The organism is Rhodococcus sp. ARC_M6 (assembly GCF_022810305.1).
Classification (GTDB): Bacteria; Actinomycetota; Actinomycetes; order Mycobacteriales; family Mycobacteriaceae; genus Rhodococcus_F.
In genome coordinates this window covers 186269-204783 of record NZ_JALGQH010000004.1, presented here as the reverse complement: position 1 = coordinate 204783, position 18515 = coordinate 186269, and the positions used below count along the sequence as shown (strand labels likewise).

Genomic DNA, 18515 nt, shown 5'->3' with positions numbered 1-18515 from the left:
ACACATCACTGTGCAATTACTTTTCGGAAACGGAGTCCAATCGTGACTACCTTGCAGACCACGCCGGTCCCAGAGATGGACCAGCCCTATTCCCGACGATGGGCGGCACTGGGCGTCCTCTGCCTGAGTTTGCTGATCGTTGTCATGGCAAACACGGCCCTGATCGTCGCGGCCCCCGACATGACTCGCGATCTCGGACTTACCAGCACCCAATTGCAATGGGTCATCGACGGATACACCGTCCCCTACGCGGCATTGATGCTGCTGTTCGGCGTGATCGGCGACAAATACAGCCGCCGCGGCGCACTCCTCGCCGGGCTCGCCGTCTTTGCGGCCGGCGCAGTGTTCGGCAGTATCGCGGACACGACCACCGCAGTCATCGCGGCACGGATGATCATGGGCGTCGGAGCCGCGATCATCATGCCCGCGACGCTCTCCCTGTTGGTCGCGACATTCCCCAAATCGGAACGATCACGAGCCATCGCGGCCTGGGCAGCCACATCTGGCCTGGCTATCGCACTCGGACCACTACTCGCCGGCTGGATTCTCGAAAGTCATTCCTGGAGCGCCACATTCCTGATCAACGTCCCGATTGCCGCTGCCGCCGCAATCGCCGCAGTCCTACTGGTCCCGCCGAGCAAAGCCGAGAACCTCGGCCGCATCGACTGGGTCGGCGGCGCACTCTCCGTCGTCACCATCGGCTCGCTCGTGTACTCGATCATCAACGGCTTCCACTTCGGTTGGAGCATCGGACCCCTCGGCGCAGCAGGCCTCTCGCTTGTCGGCCTGGCCTTGTTCATCACGTGGGAACTACGCCACCCGCAACCACTCCTCGACGTCCGTAAACTCGGACAGCGAATGGTCGGCGGCGCGACACTCGCAGTCCTCCTCCTCTTTCTCGCCGCATTCGGCGCGATCTACTACGTCTCTCAGCAGTTCCAGTTCATCCTCGGATACGGCGCACTCGAAACGGGTGTTCGACTCCTGCCCTTGGCAATTGCCGTCTCGATCGGCGCTGTGGTCAGCGGGCGAATCACACCACTCATCGGTGTTCGCGCCACGATTGTCGGCGGAATGTCGATCGCTGCGGCCGGTGTTCTCGTACTCACGCAGGTCGACGGCGATTCCGGATACTGGATGTTCGCGGTGCCGCTGATTCTGCTCGGACTGGGCATCGGCCTGAGTGAGCCGCCTGCCACCGACGCCATCATGGACAACTTCTCCGAAGATGACCTCGGCGCTGCGGGCGGGCTCAACGACACTGCCATCGAACTCGGCGGCTCGTTGGGAATCGCAATTCTCGGATCGATTCTCGCGGCAAGCTACAAGGATTCGATTGCCGGTTTCATCGAAGGCATGGCTGTCCCACAGCTGACCGGGGAACTCGCGCAGCAGGCCGCCTACGCAATGGAGGTCTCGAGAGAATCCGTCGGAGGTGCTTCGCTGGTTGCCCAAGAGATGGCCGGCAACCCGTTGGCTGCCGCGCAAGCTCAGCCACTGCTCGACGCGGCCGGTAGCGCCTACGCCGACGCGATCTCGGCGGCCAGTTGGGCCGGCGGTCTCGCGTTACTCGTGGGCGCAGTCGTCGTCGCGTTCATTCTTCCTGGCAAGAAGAAAGCTTTGTCAGCGTGACATGTTCGGAGTCAGCAGGTCTTCGGCAAGGATCAACTCACGGGAGAGCCGCCAACTCTCCGTCGAGGGCGAGAGAAACGCGTCGTGCCCCTCGCCTTCGACCACGTGCAACGCCACCGGATCGCCGAGCGCATCGGCCGCTGCCACATAGCGGGCACTAACCTTCGCTGACACCTGCAGATCTTCCTCACCCGTCACGCAGATAACGGGTACACCGATCGGCAAGCGATGTTGAGGTGACGCACTGCGATACAGATCAGGATCGGATTCGAACGGAACTCCGAAAAGGTCCTCGATGTAGCTGATACGCCGGCCACGCTCCGCCGCCGACGCCAAATCCAGCGCGGCAGCTTGCGCGACAACCCTCGCGGGGCGCGTGAACACGTCGTTCTCCCCCGCCAACCAGACCGCGAGATGCCCGCCGGCCGAGTGCCCGACCAGTCGAATCTGCTTGAGGTCGAAGTCAACCGAGGAAGCGTCGGCAACCATCCCGGGGATCGCGTCGTACGCGGCTTTCACATCCGCCGACATCTCCGGCCAGCCGCCGCCCGCCCCGAGGCGCCGGTATTCGATGTTCCAGACTGCGACTCCGCTGCGAGCAAGTTCGACGGCAAATGCCGTACCGAGACTCAGTCCGTACTGCCCACTCCAGTAGCCGCCATGGATCTGCATGACAACTGGGACAGGACCGTCTGCGCTGTCGGGCACATAGAGGTGCCCGAACTGCTGACTGTGGGAACCGTAGGAAATCTTGATGCGAGGCACAGGAAAAAATCTAGCTCAGCCGAGCGCGCTGCCTGCGGCCCACTGATCCCACGAGAGGCTCCAGTCGCCGTTCTGCCACACCTCGAGCGGTGCGCCGCCGGTGTTCTTGATCTCGACTACGTCGCCGGGCTGCGAGAAGTCGAAGAACCACTTGGCATTGGCCGCACTGAGATTAAGGCAACCGTGCGAGGTATCGGTGTTGCCCTGAGCCCAGACGGTGCTCTCGAGCTCGTGCAGGTAGATGCCGTCATTGCTGATGCGGGTCGCCCAGTTGATGGATTCCTTGTACCCGAGTCGCGAATTGATGGGCAGGCCGTAGGTCGACGAGTCCATGATGACCGGGTTGGCCTTGTCCAGGACGGTGTAGGTGCCAGGCTGTGTCCAGAACGAAAGTGTGATGCCGCCAATGGTTTCGGTGCCGCCCATGCCCATCGAGGTGGGCATTTCCTTGACTACCTGACCGTTCTCGTAGACGGTCACCATCTTGGTGTTGTCGTCGGCAATCGAGACATGCGAATCACCGATATTGAACGCAACGGTGTCGTCCTGCTCGCCGTAGAGCCCCTTACCCAGTTCCTTGCCGTAGATGTTCGCGTTCACCGAAACCGTTGTGCCAGGCGCGTAGTAGTTCTGCGGGCGCCAGTGAACGTTCTGACTGTCCACCCAGTACCAGGATCCCAGCACCGGCGGATTGGTGGTCACCGTCAGAGACTTCTCGGCTGCAGCTTTGTCACCGATCGACTCGTCGAAGTGAACAGCGACAACGGTGCCGACGCCGTACGTGCCCCCGTCGGAGATGGATGCTCCACCGGTGGTGTTGATGTACGCCCGCGTCTGATTGTCGGGCGCGACGGTCGTGAGCGTCGTATTCTTTGTTGTTGCAACATCATTCGCGTCGACGGCAGCAACCGTCAAGTCGTAGGTCTTGCCGTATCCGAGCGGCCCACTCGGCTTCCAGGCCGTCTCGTCCGGCGTGATGATTCCGGCGACGTCCTTACCCTCGGGGTTGGTGAGGGTGACACTCGTCAATGTTCCCTTGGCAACCTCGACGGTGACCGGATCCAGCGGATTGATCGGAGTACCGCCTTCGGCCGGTGACACCGTGACAACTGCGTCGCTGGTGACCGTGGTGGTAACTCCGGCGGCCGGCGGACTTGCCGTGTCGTCAGTGGAGACGGTGCACCCCGCTGCCAGCATCATTGCCGCGACGACCGCCACCGCACCGGCAACTCGCTTGTGCGTCTGTGAGCGCATCGTGCCTCCTGCAAATCTCCGAACGACTACCTCCGACGAGATGCCGTCGGCCACTCAACGATAGTGCCCACATCTGACACACCGCTGAGTGCAGGATCCGAACCACTCGAGATTGTGACTCACGGAACCCTGAACTGGGCCAGGTAGCGCTCCGGCATCTCCATGTAGGGCGTGCGGAACTGCGCCCACCGCGGCAGGTCGGCCATCGAGTAGATGTCCTGCTGGTTGTCCGGACGACGCGGCCACGACGGAACGTTCACCCAGAGTCGCATCAGGTGCCGCCGCTGGTCGACATTCTCATGGTCCTCGTACGGTGTGCGTCCATGGACGATCAGTCGGTTGTTGAGGAACTGGATGTCTCCGGGCGCAATACTCATGTCCAGGTAGAACTCCGGTGAGGAGGACAGTTCGCAGAACAGCTCCAACGCAGCTTCTTGCTCAGTCGTGATGTCGAAGTAACCTGCCCGGGCGGCGTCGCGGGTCTGGGCAATGTGGACACACGAGCTGAAAACGCCGTCGTTCTGGGAAAAGAGCGCAACACTATCCGAGGTCACGATTTTGCCGTCGCCGCGTTCGGCATCCATCTGCCCCCGCATCACCGGCATACCCTCGTAGAGCACACGGGCAAGGTCGGCGTTCGTCTCGATCATGCGGTCGTGGACCGCCGCCGCACTGGCGATCCTGCTGGCTCCGCCGTCCTTCGCCTCGCGCAAGCAGAGAAGCGAGACCACGTCATGTCCGTCGCAATGCATGTTCATCGACTGCGCCGACCGGTAACCACGGACCTGTTCGTCGACCAGGTCGGCCACGTTCAGCACATGGCCCAGGATCTCGCCATTTCCCGACTGCGGGATGATGACGCCCAGGTGAGCGCCGAGGCCGCAGTAGATCCGCGCCAGGTCGTCGTCGCAGTACCGTTCGCGTGACAGCCCGCGGATGAGCACGAAGCCCAAGCCCGACCACAGTTCGTCGCGCAGTCGAGACAGGAACCGTCCAACGGTGTGTAGCGGGAAAGTGTCGACGGTGATGTCGGCTAGGTCCAGGTCGCCGCGGGCCTTCAGTGTGGCCAATGCTGCGTCGATCTCGGTGAGCTCTGCTGCGGACAATTGCCGCAGGCCGTCCTGACGGTAGTCGATGGCGCTGCCGAGCCAGGCGCGGCGACCGCCGACCGGCGAGAGGGCGTCGTTCATAGTTCCTCCTGGATAGAGCGTGGAATTTTCAGGATGAGAGACGGGATGGTGCAGGTTGCGGGCCTCGAACCAGGTTCCCCGGCAAGGCACCGGTGTGCTGCCCGCCGCGGGTGACGACGGTGCCGTTGACGATGGTGGCGGTGTAGCCGCGCGCGTCCTGCATCAGGCGTCGGCCGCCAGCCGGTAGATCACGGACTACGCGCGGCAGCTCCAATTCGAGTTTCTCCAGATCGATGACGTTCAGGTCGGCTCGGTAGCCCGGCGCGATGAGGCCCCGATCCTGCAGGCCCATCACCTCGGCGCATCGCTTGGTCATCACATGGATCAGATAAGGAAGGGACAACCGTTCCCCCTGGACGCGGTCCCGGCCCCAGTGTGTGAGCAGGTGGGTGTAAATGCTGCCGTCGCAGATAACCCCGAGATGGGCACCACCGTCGCCCAAACCTGGAACGGCGTGGGCATTGAGGAGCATCTCGCGAGTCGGCTCGAGGGTGTAATCGGCGTAGTTCGAGAATGCCAAATAGAGGATATTGCGGCCGTCCTTGTCCAACAGCTTGTCGTAGACGAGGCTCTCGGGAGCGACACCCCAACGTTCGGCCTGCGCACCGATGCTGCTGCCGCGGGCGGGTTCGTAGTCGAAACCCTCACCCATCTCGTAGAGCTGACCGAAGTCGCGTACCCGCATTCCGATCGCCATATCCGGATCGGGGTCGTTACTCTCGGCGAGGATGCGCGCCTTGACCTCCGGTCTGCGCAGTTCGCGGACGCGGTCGGCAAGTGGCCAGTCAGCCATCGCCAGGTAGGTCTCGGTCGAGTAGAAGGGACTCAGGGTCAGCTCGAGACCCAGCAGGACACCCAACGGCCGCGGCAGGACCTGCATCGTGGCCTCGCCGCCCGCTGCGTTGAACGTGTCGAACTTGTCCACGACGGTGCGCCAGATCTTTGGATTACCGTGACTTTGGACCACCGACATGCTGAAGGGTCGGCCGAACTCCTTCGCCTGTCGCAAGCCCATGTCCAAGACTTGCTCCCAGTTGTCGTTGTACTCGATGACGAACTGGATCAGGCCCGCACCGGCTCGTCCGAGGGCAGCGGCCAGTCCGGCGTACTCTTCCTCAGTCGCGGCCACGGTCGGCGTGAGCTGGCCGTCGCTGGAACGGTGGAACATCGTCTGTGACGTGCCGAACCCGAAAGCGCCGGCACGGATCGCTTCCTCGAGAAGAGCAGCCATCTTCTCGATCTCCTCCGACGTAGCCGGTTCGCGGTGAAATGCCCTCTCCCCCATGACATAAGTGCGTAGGGCGGCATGCGGGACGTAGCTGCAGATGTCGGCGTCGAACTGACGCCGACTCAGGTAGTCGAGGTACTCGGGATAGGTGGTCCACTGCCAGTCCAACCCCTCACTGAGTACGACGTTCGGAATATCCTCGACACCTTCCATGAGCTTGATCAACATGTCGCGCTGCTCGGGCTTACACGGCGCAAATCCGACACCGCAGTTGCCCATGACTACAGTCGTCACCCCATGGTTGGTCGACGGAACCAGCCGGTTCTCCCACGTGGCCTGACCGTCGTAGTGCGTATGTACGTCGATGAATCCCGGGGTGACCAGTTGACCACGCGCATCGATCTCCTCGCGGCCGACGCCGGTCACGTCTCCTACTTCGACGATGACGCCGTCAGAGATAGCTACATCAGCGTGCTGTGGGGGTCGGCCCGAGCCGTCGACGACTGTGCCGTTTCGGATAACGAGATCAAAATTGTTCATGTCCACCTCTTCGCGAGTCACGATCCTGAACGCCCTCGCTGAGCTTGATCGCAAGTGCCGCAATAGAACTGCTCCCTCGATGCCCAGCGAACACGCATCAGATTAGCCGTGTGGCTAAGTTTGGCAAGGGCTTGTTCCATCAGGAGGGAAAAACAACGAGCGGGGCAGATCCGACACCCCACTACAGTGAAGATTGCTCTTCCAACCGAACGATCGATACGGGGCCCCGCTGTGACAGACACGACCACTTCGTCGGCCCGTGAGCGAGTAATCGCCCGTCTTGTTGCGGCTGCCCGCCCACTGTTCGCGGAGAAGGGGGCGAGCGACGTCTCGCTCCGAGAAGTTGCAACGGCTGCGGGGGTCAATTACGGACTGATCCACCATTACATCGGTACGAAGGACGATCTCCTCAAGATCGTGCTGCAACGAGCATCAGCCGAATGGGCAGACTATTTCGTCGACGCACCGACCGTTGACGACGCCGTCTCCACCATCATGAGACCGAAGTCGTCCGAGTATGCCCGCATGGTCGCGCAATCGATCCTCGCCGGCGGCGCACCCGAGACGCTCCTCGGTCAGTCTCCAGCGCTGGCCGCACTGAGCCAACGCATCGCGGGAGACATCGACCGTCCGTCCACCTCAGGCGATGACCCTCGAATCCTTGTTGCCGCGATCACGGGAATGGCTCTCGGCTGGGGTGTGTTCGGGCGGTTCGTTCAGGAGATCGCCGGACTCGGCGACCAGGACGAAGACGACGTCACCGAGGCGGTCTACGCATTGCTCCGCCGAGCAATCGACCAACAGTGATTGCGACTCACGGAACTCTCACCGTCACCGGCATGTCGTCAGCCCAGGGTTGCCGGTTGACCATGTCCGCAACCCGAACCGTGCCCCGTTCGAACTCACCGGTGGCGGCGTCCAGCAACCGATAAGCCTGGGTCTGCTTGTGGATCGGCTGAGCGTCCAAGACCAGCACCCGCAATTCACCGGGATCGAAGGCACACAGGCCACGGAGAGTCTCCATGAGCTGCTCGGAATGCAAGTGCCCGTCACCGAAGTTCCAGCCGAGAAGGACGCCGGCCACCGTCTCGCCGTCGAGTTCGACGTACTCGGTTGTGGGTTGGTCGGCGAGGAGTCGGGGCAGCAGAGCGGCGTGCGCGCGACCGTGCGTGTGGATCGCACGGAACGCGAAGCCGGTCAGGCGCGTGACTCGGGCTTCGTCCTCGCCGCCGTAGATCTTTTCCAGCTGTCGGTGCGGCAGCATCGCGAATCGGATGGTGCCGTCGGTCAGCTTCTGTTCTCCACTGGGCGACAGGCACCAGACGGTGGTGTCCCAGTTCCCCGCGTAGTACCGCATCCCGAGCAGGAAGCAGATCCGCTCTGGGAACAGGTTGCCGAGGATCACGAGAAGGAAGCTCACGGCCGGGATCAGCAGGACCGCGGGATGCACCAAGTCGTCGAGTCCCAGAGATGCCTTGTTCACGAACAGAGTCAGCACCGCGAAGATCATGAATACGTTCCACTCGAGCGGCGTCCCCATCGGGATCGTCAGGATGATGTGCAGATGGAACAGGATCATCACGATCGCGGCAACCGTCGTGACGGTGCCGCCGCTGGAAAGGATCAGCACGAGTGGAACGCCGAATTCGATCGCGGTTCCGCCGTGGGCGAGCAACTTCGAGAGCCGCGATGGGCGCAGATCATCAGGGTACGACTGGGTGAAGAGGTGCTTGATGCGCTTCGTTCGCCACAGCGGACTGTTCGCCTCCATCGCCTGCACGACCGACGGGAAGTGCACGTTGAGTTTCGAGACCGCCGCACCCCACCAGATGCACAGCAGCACGAACTTGGCTGCCACCAGGGAGTCGGGGAACGGTACGAGGAAGGTCATGGCAATCGCGCCGTAGACCTCGGCGCGGGCGGCCAGGAAGATCGTCCGGTCACGCAGTCCGATGAGAGCGAGTAGCCCCAACACGACGGCTACCTTCTGCCAGGGCAACTGAACCGTCCCGGCAGCGGTCGCGGAAACCAATGCCACCAGCAGCGAGACGAGCAGCGCGGCGTACAAAATGATGTCGGCGACGCCGCGCCGGTCTCCAGCGGTGAGCGGAACTCGCCTCGGCCACGGAGGCATCCGGATGGTTCCCCGGCGGAACCAGTAGAGGAACGAACCCAACGGCGGCAGAAATCGCAGGTTCAGGGGCCCGAATCCGCAGCCCAGACCGGTGACCTCGAAGAGGATGCACCAGAGCACGACCTTCTGCCACACGACCGGCATGGCCCACCACTCACTGACGTTGAACAGTCCGTCCACGCCGGGTGTGGTCAACGCGAAGAGTGCCGCGCCGAGGATGAACAGAGCAATCTTCAAGAGATATCCGACGTACACCACATCGGGCGTCCCGAAACCTTGTGAGAGGTAGTTCTCCGAGAGAATCCGCATCTGGGTGGGTCGCCGCCCGTCGCGCAACTCGTCCGCATCGATGTCCGGTTCCACCGGTAGCAGGAATCCCATAGGTCCTCCGTTGCGCTCACCGCCGCCGACACTACGTCGACGCGGTTGGCGACCGGGCCTCGTCGCGGCCGGTCCTGGTGGAGAACGTATTCCCAGTAGACACTTCTGCACAAGTGTCTACAAGAAGATTTCACAGAAGTCCCAGACGTCCTATGATCGAGCCGCCATGAACCCCCACTCCAGCGCCATTCGCGACCGCATCCTCGACGCCGCTGAACGCTGTCTCGCGCGCGACGGGATCCGCCGTACCACCGTGCGCGCTGTGGCTCAGGAAGCCGATGTCAGCCGCGCCTATCTGTACCGGTTCTTCAGCGACAAGGCGACACTGCTCTCGGCGGCCCTGATCCGCCGCGGCGCGGACTTCTGGGACGACGCAGCAGATCGAATTACGCGGCAGGACAGCGTGTCCGGCATGCTGACCGAGGCTGTTGTGCTGTCGAGGCAGGCCCCTTTAGGGCCGCTGGCCGTTGAACTGGCCGCCCGGGAACCGCGCGAGTACGCCGAGATCGTGGGCACCTACTCTCGCGACGTGGTCGCCCAGTTGTCCGACTTCTGGGTGGACCGACTACGCGACGCCCAGCAACGGGGACTGGCCCGCGAGGACCTCGACCTACCCGCGGCGGCGGAATGGCTGATCCGGATTCTCGTCTCCCTGGTGGGGACGCCGGGGTCAGCAGTCGACGTGGACGATCGGGAGGCTCTGTCGGCCTACCTGGAGGCGTTTCTCGGTCCGGCATTCAGCCCGAAATGAGCTTTGCCGGGCACATTGCTCCGCATACCTGCAGATCGGCTCAAGGTCGAGCTTGTTGCCATAGATTACCGCCGATCGAGTTCACGCTCTTGTGCAGCCCACGCCGTCGGACTCAGACCGAAGTATCGACGGAACCAACGCGAGAACGCGCTGAGGTCCGAGAACCCGAGTGCTGCGGCAGTATCGGTAAAGGTCCGGTCACCCCGTGCGAGATGTCGTCGCGCAAGATCCTCACGCACGGAATCGACGACAGACGAGTAGGTCTTACCCGACTTGGATAAGTGTCGATACAAGGTGCGCCGGTCCATGCCTAGACTGCGCGCGATCCGACTCGCTGTGCACCCCCCACCAGGTAGGAGCGCCTCGATCATATCGCGCACACGGTCGTCAACAGACGAGTCCTCCCGCGGCGCGAGCAGATCCAGATACTGTCGTGCATACGGTCGAAACAGTGGATCCGACAAGGGATTCGGCGTGTCCAGGTCACTCGAATAGAGCACCAGACCGTTGAAATCTCGCTCGAACGCGACGTTAGGTCCCAGCACGCGGTGGTGGATGTCGAGTGTCGTCGGCGCATCGTGGACGAAGCAGGTAGACAGCGGACTCCAATCATCTGGCAGAAATGTGCCGAGTATCCGGGAAATGGCAGCGACGGTCAGTTCGATCGACTGACGCCCGAGTGCCACATCAGTTTCCGACTCGATCTGCAGAGACACAAGTCCATTGAACTCGACGAGCCGTGGTCGAATGGCCTCGTTGTGAAACTGCATGTGACGCAACACTGTTGCCAGGGCACTCCGGACGTCGGGCTCTTCCCTGGCAACCAACCCGATCAGTCCGAGATTCGAGACTCGTCGTCCCTCTGCCATCCTGACTCCGAAGCTTTGACACTCCGTAACCACGGCCGTGCGCTCGAGTAACTCGTCTACCACTTGAGCAGCGAGCCACGCGTCCGGCGTGGCGAGAGTAGCCGGGTCGATACCCACCGCCCGCATCGTCGGATCCGGATCCGAACCTAGAGACTGCGCTACCTCCACGTACCCGTTCAGAACTGAACTTCGCACCTTCAGCACTTTCGCCATCGACTCCCTCTAATCGCCCCAAGATGCCAAGGAAAATGTCCCAATGGGACAAGACTAATTGACCCAATCGGTCTATCGTGACATGAGTCACCGAGCTTGTCACTCCCGTCGGTAAGTCAGGAGCACTACGGCTCGGATCGCTGTTCTGGGCACCACCCAGCATCGCCGACACCGCCCCGATCGAACACATTGTCAGCACAAGGCGGCCGACTCGACCCACGTCGGCCCGAACATACTACGCCGCAACGGTTCTCGAACGCCTGCTGTTTCAGGACCAGCGTCATATCGAAGACGTGCTCCAACGAACACGACTTCAGAACAAGGAGCACACATGGAACTGGAGACCCAGTCTCTCGCAACCGAAGCCGATTCCGGCGGCGGCCGTCGGTCCAGGATCTTTCCGTGGGCAGTGTTCGTACTGATCTTCGGGCTGATGATGTCGGACTACATGTCCCGCCAGGTTCTCAGTTCGGTCTTCCCCGTCCTCAAGGCCGATTGGAACCTGTCGGACTCGCAGCTTGCTGCTCTTACCAGCGTCGTAGCTCTGATGGTGGGCGTCTTGGCGCTCCCGATGTCACTCTTGGCGGACCGTTGGGGCCGCGTCCGTAGCGTCGTCCTGATGGCAGTCTTGTGGAGTATCGCGACCGTCCTGTGCGCCGCGGCGAGTAACTACACGCAGCTGCTCGGAGCCCGTTTTCTGATCGGATTCGGTGAAGCCGCATATGCAAGCGTGGGCTTGGCGGTCATGCTCGGAGTCTTCGCCCCACGACTCCATGCCTCGCTCGGCGGCGCATTCCTCGGTTCGGCATTTTTCGGCTCAGTCATCGGTGTCGCCCTCGGCGGCGTCATTGCCGATCGACTCGGCTGGCGCGCGGCGTTCTTGATCATGGCCGCTTTTGGGTTGAGCCTCGTCGTCCTCTTCCGGATCGTCGTCAGCGAGAATCGCTTGGCGCGCCATGCCTTTGATCAGTCGGTAGCCGGAGCCCCGGTCGCAGCTGGTGGACGCGCTCCGATCTCGAGCTTGTTCACCAATGCCTCTCTGACGTGCGCATACATCGGTGGCGGAATGCAGTTCTTCGTCGCGGGAGTGCTGCTCGCCTGGCTTCCCAGCTATTTCAACCGCTATCACGACATGGATGCAGCGAGTGCAGGTTTGGCCGCGTCGTTCTTCGTGCTCCTGATTGGAGCCGGAACAGTGCTCTGCGGCATCGCCGCAGACCGGTTCGGGCGTCGACAGCCTGAGCGGCGATGGAGTGCCGCCATCTCTTATGCCGTCATCGCAATGGTGTGCCTGATGATCGGATTCCAGCTGGAGAACGGCCCGGTCCAGTTGATTCTGCTGGGCACCGGAGCATTCTTCTGCTCCGGGTTCTCCGGTGCCACAACGGCGGTCGTTGCCAGCCTCTCTCACCCGTCGATCCATGCATCGTCCTTCGGCGTGGGCACCCTTGCCAACAACGTCTTCGGCCTGGCGCTCGGTCCAGTCGTCGTCGGCATTTTGTCCGACCGACTGGGACTGCTCGGCGCACTGCAATGGGTCCCCCTCGCATATGTCGTGTCGATTGCTGTCCTTGCATTCGGCATGAAGCTCTACCCCTCTGGTCTCCGCAAGCTCGCCTCAGTGCCGCTCAGGGGTTCGGAGATGGAGCCTGTAGTACCGAACACAGCCGGCGTTTCCGCCTAGATCCCGAACCACCTGATAAATACCTCGACACCTGCTGTAGGGCTGTCGTTTTCACCGATTCACCAAGAGGAGATCCAGAAATGCAGCTACTCGACAAAGTCGCCCTCGTGACCGGAGCAGCACAGGGATTGGGCCGTTCCATCGCCCTCGCCATGGCACACGAAGGCGCAAACCTTGTCCTCTGCGACTTGCAAGAAGACAAACTGGCGGAGGTCTCCGCCGAGATCGAAGCACTGGGCCGCAAGAGCCTGGCACTGCGCTGCGACGTCTCCTCCTCTGAGCAGGTCTCCGACGCCTTCGCCCGCGCCGCCGAACACTTCGGGACAATCCACATCCTGGTCAACAACGCTGCCCGCGTACCGAACTCACCCGCCGAGGAAGCACGACGCAACCGGCACTACGCGTACGTCACCACCCCCATGGAACGCCAGTCCATGGGCATCACCAGCAGCCTCACCGACGAAGACTGGCTCAAGTGGTGGGACGTCAACGTCCACGGCGTCTTCTACTGCACCCGTGAAGCATTGAAGTTCATGGAACCGCAGGGCTACGGCCGCATCATCAACATCGCCTCGATCGCCGGCATCTCTACCGGGAGCACGCACAGTCCCGGCTACTCGGCAGCCAAGGCTGCTGTTGTGAGCCTGACCAAGACAGTTGCTCTCGATGTCGCCGGCGCCGGAATCTACGTCAATGCCATCGCGTGTGGAGGAGTTCTCACCCCTCCCTTCCAGACGTATCTCGACAACGCCACCGAGGACGAGAAGCGCAACCTGTACCAGATGATTCCCGTCGGCCGCCTGGGAAGACCGGAAGAATATGCCTCCCTCGCTGTCTACCTGGCGGGCGAGAACCACTATCTGGTCGGTCAGATAATCAGCCCCAACGGCGGCGTGGTCATCTAACCAACACCAACCACAATCCACATCAAAAGACTTCTCTCACACGAGTTTTAGCCCTAGACAGGAGCTACACCATGTACTTCCACGACGATGCACTCTTCCCCGAGAACCAGGAAAAACTGGTCATCACCGTCGCCCCGTATGGCCCTGAGTGGGCGGTCGAGGACTTCCCCGAGGACCTGCCGCTCACGATGGATGAGCATATCCAACAGGCCGTGGACTGCTACGAAGCCGGCGCGTCCGTGCTGCACATCCACGTCCGCGAGCTCGATGGGAAGGGCTCAAAGCGCCTGTCCAAGTTCAACGAGCTGCTCGCCGGATTGCGTGAGGCCGTGCCGGATATGGTCCTGCAGGTCGGAGGTTCGATCTCCTTCGCTCCGGAAGGTGAAGGTGCAGAAGCGAAGTGGCTGTCGGATGATACCCGGCATATGCTCGCCGAGCTTGATCCGAAGCCGGACCAGGTGACGATCGCCATCAACACCAGTCAGATGAACATCACGGAGCTCCTGACCGAAGACGACATCGCCGGCACGTCCCTGGCGCGTCCGGAGATGTACGAGACCTACCGGGAGATGACGATTCCGGCCGGCCCCGGATGGGTCGAGGAGCATCTCCGGCGCCTGCAGGCAGCCGACATCCAGCCCTTGTTCGCGCTGACCGGTATCACCGGCCTCGAGAGCGTCGAACGGCTCATTCGCCGCGGCCACTACACCGGACCGCTGAATGTGACGTGGACCGGTATCGGCGGCGGTATGGAGGGTCCGAACCCGTACAACATCATGAACTTCATCCAGCGCGTTCCGGACGGTGCGGCACTGACGCTCGAGTCTCTGATGCGTGCAGTGTTGCCCGTCAATACGATGGCGATCGCGATGGGCCTGCACGCCCGCTGCGGCAACGAGGACACCATCTGGGGCCGTAAGGGCGAGAAGATGACCTCGGTTCAGCAGATTCAACAGCTCGTCCGCATCGCCGGTGAACTCGGCCGCGAGGTCGCCACCGGCAAGGACGCCCGCGATATCTACAAGATCGGGCAGACCTACACCGACGTGAACGAGACTCTGGCGAAACTCGGCTACGCACCGAACCGCCGCCCCGGCCAGGTCGGCTTCACCCACCACGCCTAGCAGTCCGGCTCGTTTACACGGTGGGGCACGAAACCAGGTTTCGTGCCCCACCTTCCGAGCGGTTCGTACCGCCCGGAAGGCCACATGCCGAGATCAGCGACAGATCCGCTACCGCAGAATTTCTCCCCACCCCACCCAGGAGCTCCACGTGACCAATGGCTTGACCATGGACAACTACCCCCTATCACTGACCGCTGTGGTCGAGCGCGCCGAACAATTCCACAGCACCAAAGACGTCATCTCCCGCCGACCCGACGGAAACATCGCCCGAACCACCCTCGGCGCATGCGCACACCGAGCACGAAGGCTGGCGACCGCCCTGACCGACCTCGGCATCGGCGACGGCGACAAAGTCGCAACCCTGCTGTGGAACCAAGCCGAACACCTCGAAATGTACTTCGCCGTCCCGGCAATGGGAGCGATCGTGCACACCCTCAACCCGCGCCTGCACGCGGACGAGCTGACCTTCATCGTCGGCGACGCCCAGGACCGGGTGATCGTCGTCGACGAATCCCTCCTCGACGTATTCGACAGCTTCCGACACACCCACCACTTCGACCACGTCATCGTCGTTGCCCACGATCGACCGGCGCCGACGGGAATGCTCGACTACGAAACCCTCATCGCTACCGCCGAACCAATGATGTGGCCTCTCATCGACGAACGACAAGCCGGCGCAATGTGTTACACGTCCGGCACCACCGGCCGACCCAAAGGCGTCGTCTACTCCCACCGTGCGATCGTGCTCCACTCGATGGCCGTCGCACTACCCGACGCACTCGGCGTCTCGACACAAGACACCCTGCTGCCAGTAGTACCGATGTTCCACGTCAACGCCTGGGGACTTCCCTACGCCGCCGCACTCCTCGGCGCCCGACTGGTCCTCCCCGGACCGAAACTCGACGCCGTCAGCATCCTCGACCTGATCGAAACCGAGAAAGTCACCATGACCGCCGGAGTCCCGACCGTGTGGATGACGATGCTCGACGCCCTCGACGCCCAACCGCAACGCTGGGACCTGCGCCACCTCGACCGGTTGATCGTCGGCGGAGCAGCAGCACCACGCAGCCTCCTCGAAGGATTCGACCGCCACGGACTGAGGGTCGTGCAGGCCTGGGGCATGACCGAGACCTCCCCGATGGGCACCGTCAGCCGCCTCCCCGCAGACCTCGAAAACTGCGACCACAACACAAAATACGACTTCCGAGCCCGACAGGGTGTCGCGATGCCGTTCTTCGACATCCGAGCCCGGAACGAGGACGACGGGTTCATCGAATGGGACGACGTCGCCATGGGTGAGCTCGAAGTGCGTGGACCCTGGGTGGCGTCCGGCTACCACAACGGCACGGGCGCAGACAATTTCACCGATGACGGCTGGTTCCGCACCGGGGACATCGTCCGCATCGACCACCGCGGCTGCATCCGGATCTGCGACCGCTCCAAGGACCTCGTCAAGTCCGGCGGCGAGTGGATTTCCTCGGTCGATCTCGAAAACCACCTCATGGCGCACCCTTCGGTTGCAGAGGCCGCAGTGATCGCCGTCCCCGACACCCGTTGGGGTGAAAGGCCGTTGGCTGTGCTCGTCCTCCGAACCGGCATGACTGCCGATCCGGAACAGCTTCGTGAACACCTCTCGAGCGAGTTCGCCCGGTGGCAACTGCCCGAGCGGTTCGAGTTCGTTTCCACCATTCCACGAACCGCGACCGGCAAGTTCAAGAAGCGGGATCTACGCGACCAATTCACCGCATAATCAAACAGCTGTGAAGGTGGTTCATCGATCCTCGGACAGTGAACTTCGTGCATGCATAGAACTGCTCCCCGGACGTTGGAACTGAATTTCTCAGTCCGACTTCCGGGGAGTAATTGTTTAGGGCCGAGAGAAACGACTAGTGGTGGACTATCTCCCCGATCAGTGCAGCGGGCGTGGACCCCAACGATCGGTCAGAACTCCGATAGCACCCAGCGCCACCGCGCCGGCCGTCGAGGTTCGTAAAACCGTCGGCCCCAACAACACTGGCGTCGCACCGACTTCCGAGAGTGCCGCGATCTCCGAATCATCAAGTCCGCCTTCAGGACCCACAACAAGGAAGACTTCGTTCGCACTTGCCAACGGAAGGGCAGCCAACGGCGTCGTCGCAGATTCGTGAAGAACTGCAACTACAGCGCCGCGTGAAACCGCTTCGCGAACCACAGCAACTACAGCTGGGGTCTTGTGCAGTTCAGCGATATCCGGAACGAATGCGCGGCGTGACTGCTTAGCCGCCGACACCGCGGCACTACGCCACCGCGCAACACCTTTGGCGAGCTTTGGACCCTCCCACTTTGCGACGCATCGCAATGACTGCCAGGGAATGACTGCGTCGACGCCGGCTTCTGTTGCCAACTCCACAGCCAACTCGGACCGCTCAGCTTTGGGCAAAGCCTGAACGAGAGTGACCAGCGGTTTCGGCTGCTCGAGCACCTGAACGTCCGAGACCAGAAGTTCGAGTCGATCCTTCCCGACGCTTGTTACCTCGGCATCGGCTACGCGACCCCGGCCGTCGGCGAGCACAAGGCGCTCGCCGACGCCGATCCGGCGGACGGTCGCCGCGTGGCGACCTTCCTGGCCGTCGAGAACCGCTGTCTCCCCGACACCCGGAACGGGGTCGAGGAAAAAGACTGTTGCAGCCACTGTCAGCGGCCGCTGAATGCTTCGCGCAGACGCGAGAACAACCCGCCGCTGTTCTGCGATCCGGATGAGACGACCTCGGCCTCGTCGCGATCGCGGAGCAACTTGAATTCCTTGAGCAGCTTGGCCTGCTTGTGATCGAGGCGGCTCGGGACAACTACCTCGAGGTGAGCGTGGATGTCGCCCCGCGCACCGGACCGCAACTTCGGCATTCCGTGTCCACGCAGGACAGCGACATGGCCGGGCTGAGTTCCGGGCTCGATAGTGATGTCCTTGGGGCCGTCCATGATGGTGTCGACGGTGACCGTGGTGCCCAATGCCGCATCGATCATAGGAACGCGGATGGTGCAGTGCAGGTCTTCGCCGTCACGGACGAAGATCTCATGCTGCTGTTCGACGATTTCGACATACAGGTCGCCGGGGTGTCCGCCGCCGGGGCCAACTTCACCCTGTGCGGTCAACCGGATACGCATACCGCCGGCAACACCGGCCGGAACCTTCACGGTGATATCGCGCTTGGCGCGGACGCGTCCGTCGCCACCACACTTGTGGCAGGGATCGGGAATGGTTTCGCCGGCGCCGCGGCATGTCGGGCAGGGACGCGAGGTCATAACCTGGCCGAGGAAAGAACGCTGAATGGACTGCACTTCGCCGGCACCATTGCAGGTCTCACAACGAACGGGTTTGGAATCGCCGTTGGTTCCGGCACCGGTGCAACCGTCACACAGGATTGCCGTCTCGACGGTGACGTGCTTGCTGACGCCCGTCGCACATTCAGCGAGGGTCAGCTTGGTACGAAGCAACGAGTCGGCTCCGGGCTGCACGCGCCCACGCGGTCCACGGCCTGCGCCGCCACCGCCGCCGAAGAATGCCTCGAAGACGTCACCCAGGCCGCCGCCTCCACCGAATCCACCGCCGAAGCCGCCACCGCCGCCTCCGCCTGATTCAAGGGGATCGCCGCCGAGGTCCACGATGCGGCGCTTCTCCGGATCGGTCAGAACCTCGTACGCGGTCGAGATCTCCTTGAACCGGGCCTGCGCTTCTTCGTCAGGGTTGACGTCGGGGTGCAGTTCGCGGGCAAGTTTGCGGTATGCGCGCTTGAGTTCTTGGTCGGTCGCGTTCTGGTTGACGCCGAGCAATCCGTAGTAATCCCGTGCCACGTTTTTTCTCTCGTCCT

At 62.4% G+C, this 18515-nt stretch carries 15 protein-coding genes; 7 read left to right on the top strand and 8 right to left on the bottom strand.

Annotation, left to right across the window (positions count from 1 at the left end):
• Window positions 1–42: 42 nt before the first annotated feature.
• Window positions 43–1632, top strand: a complete 1590-nt coding sequence (locus MTX36_RS07620; RefSeq protein ID WP_243619122.1) for an MFS transporter — start codon at window positions 43–45, stop codon at window positions 1630–1632.
• Here the strand turns inward: MTX36_RS07620 and MTX36_RS07615 are convergent.
• From MTX36_RS07615 to MTX36_RS07600, 4 genes are all read right to left on the bottom strand, one after another.
• Window positions 1624–2397: an alpha/beta hydrolase gene (locus MTX36_RS07615; RefSeq protein ID WP_243619121.1), complete on the bottom strand. Its 774-nt coding sequence runs from the start codon at window positions 2395–2397 to the stop codon at window positions 1624–1626. The genes MTX36_RS07620 and MTX36_RS07615 overlap by 9 nt on opposite strands.
• A gap of 15 nt (window positions 2398–2412) precedes the next feature.
• Window positions 2413–3651 carry an Ig-like domain-containing protein gene (locus MTX36_RS07610; RefSeq protein WP_243619120.1) on the bottom strand — a complete coding sequence of 413 codons (1239 nt, stop codon included), beginning with the start codon at window positions 3649–3651 and terminating at the stop codon, window positions 2413–2415.
• A 119-nt stretch (window positions 3652–3770) separates the two neighbouring features.
• Window positions 3771–4841, bottom strand: a complete 1071-nt coding sequence (locus tag MTX36_RS07605) for a TauD/TfdA family dioxygenase (RefSeq protein ID WP_243619119.1) — start codon at window positions 4839–4841, stop codon at window positions 3771–3773.
• A 28-nt stretch (window positions 4842–4869) separates the two neighbouring features.
• Window positions 4870–6609, bottom strand: a complete 1740-nt coding sequence (locus tag MTX36_RS07600) for an amidohydrolase family protein (RefSeq protein ID WP_243619118.1) — start codon at window positions 6607–6609, stop codon at window positions 4870–4872.
• Between the two features lie 231 nt (window positions 6610–6840).
• On the opposite strand from MTX36_RS07600, the gene MTX36_RS07595 reads away from it, so the two are divergent.
• Window positions 6841–7416, top strand: a complete 576-nt coding sequence (locus tag MTX36_RS07595; protein WP_243619117.1) for a TetR/AcrR family transcriptional regulator — start codon at window positions 6841–6843, stop codon at window positions 7414–7416.
• A gap of 7 nt (window positions 7417–7423) precedes the next feature.
• Here MTX36_RS07595 and MTX36_RS07590 read toward each other — a convergent pair whose 3' ends face one another.
• The gene (locus MTX36_RS07590) at window positions 7424–9124 is read right to left on the bottom strand and encodes a DUF3556 domain-containing protein (protein ID WP_243619116.1); all 1701 of its coding nucleotides are present in this window, start codon (window positions 9122–9124) and stop codon (window positions 7424–7426) included.
• Window positions 9125–9134: 10 nt separating this feature from the next.
• Here MTX36_RS07590 and MTX36_RS07585 point away from each other — a divergent pair, with 10 nt between their 5' ends.
• Complete coding sequence (locus MTX36_RS07585) at window positions 9135–9875, top strand: TetR/AcrR family transcriptional regulator (protein WP_243619115.1); 741 nt, start codon at window positions 9135–9137, stop codon at window positions 9873–9875.
• A gap of 65 nt (window positions 9876–9940) precedes the next feature.
• Here the strand turns inward: MTX36_RS07585 and MTX36_RS07580 are convergent, their stop codons facing one another.
• Window positions 9941–10939 (bottom strand): AraC family transcriptional regulator, encoded by a 999-nt coding sequence (locus MTX36_RS07580; RefSeq protein WP_217902148.1) that lies wholly within the window; start codon window positions 10937–10939, stop codon window positions 9941–9943.
• Window positions 10940–11288: 349 nt separating this feature from the next.
• Between MTX36_RS07580 and MTX36_RS07575 the strand changes: the two genes are divergently transcribed.
• The 4 genes from MTX36_RS07575 (at window position 11289) to MTX36_RS07560 (ending at window position 16420) form a co-directional block, all read left to right on the top strand.
• A complete protein-coding gene (locus MTX36_RS07575) occupies window positions 11289–12641 on the top strand; it encodes an MFS transporter (RefSeq protein ID WP_243619114.1) in 1353 nt (450 codons plus the stop codon).
• A gap of 80 nt (window positions 12642–12721) precedes the next feature.
• Complete coding sequence (locus MTX36_RS07570) at window positions 12722–13546, top strand: SDR family NAD(P)-dependent oxidoreductase (RefSeq protein ID WP_243619113.1); 825 nt, start codon at window positions 12722–12724, stop codon at window positions 13544–13546.
• Between the two features lie 71 nt (window positions 13547–13617).
• A complete protein-coding gene (locus MTX36_RS07565; RefSeq protein WP_243619112.1) occupies window positions 13618–14670 on the top strand; it encodes a 3-keto-5-aminohexanoate cleavage protein in 1053 nt (350 codons plus the stop codon).
• 148 nt (window positions 14671–14818) lie between these two features.
• A complete protein-coding gene (locus MTX36_RS07560; RefSeq protein WP_243619111.1) occupies window positions 14819–16420 on the top strand; it encodes a long-chain fatty acid--CoA ligase in 1602 nt (533 codons plus the stop codon).
• A gap of 159 nt (window positions 16421–16579) precedes the next feature.
• On the opposite strand, the gene MTX36_RS07555 is transcribed toward MTX36_RS07560, so the two are convergent.
• Together MTX36_RS07555 and dnaJ are read right to left on the bottom strand one after the other, a co-directional pair.
• Window positions 16580–17341 (bottom strand): 16S rRNA (uracil(1498)-N(3))-methyltransferase, encoded by a 762-nt coding sequence (locus tag MTX36_RS07555; protein WP_243619110.1) that lies wholly within the window; start codon window positions 17339–17341, stop codon window positions 16580–16582.
• Between the two features lie 2 nt (window positions 17342–17343).
• Entirely contained in the window at window positions 17344–18498 is a 1155-nt protein-coding gene (gene dnaJ / locus MTX36_RS07550) for a molecular chaperone DnaJ (protein WP_094273903.1), read from the bottom strand.
• Window positions 18499–18515 lie beyond the last annotated feature (17 nt).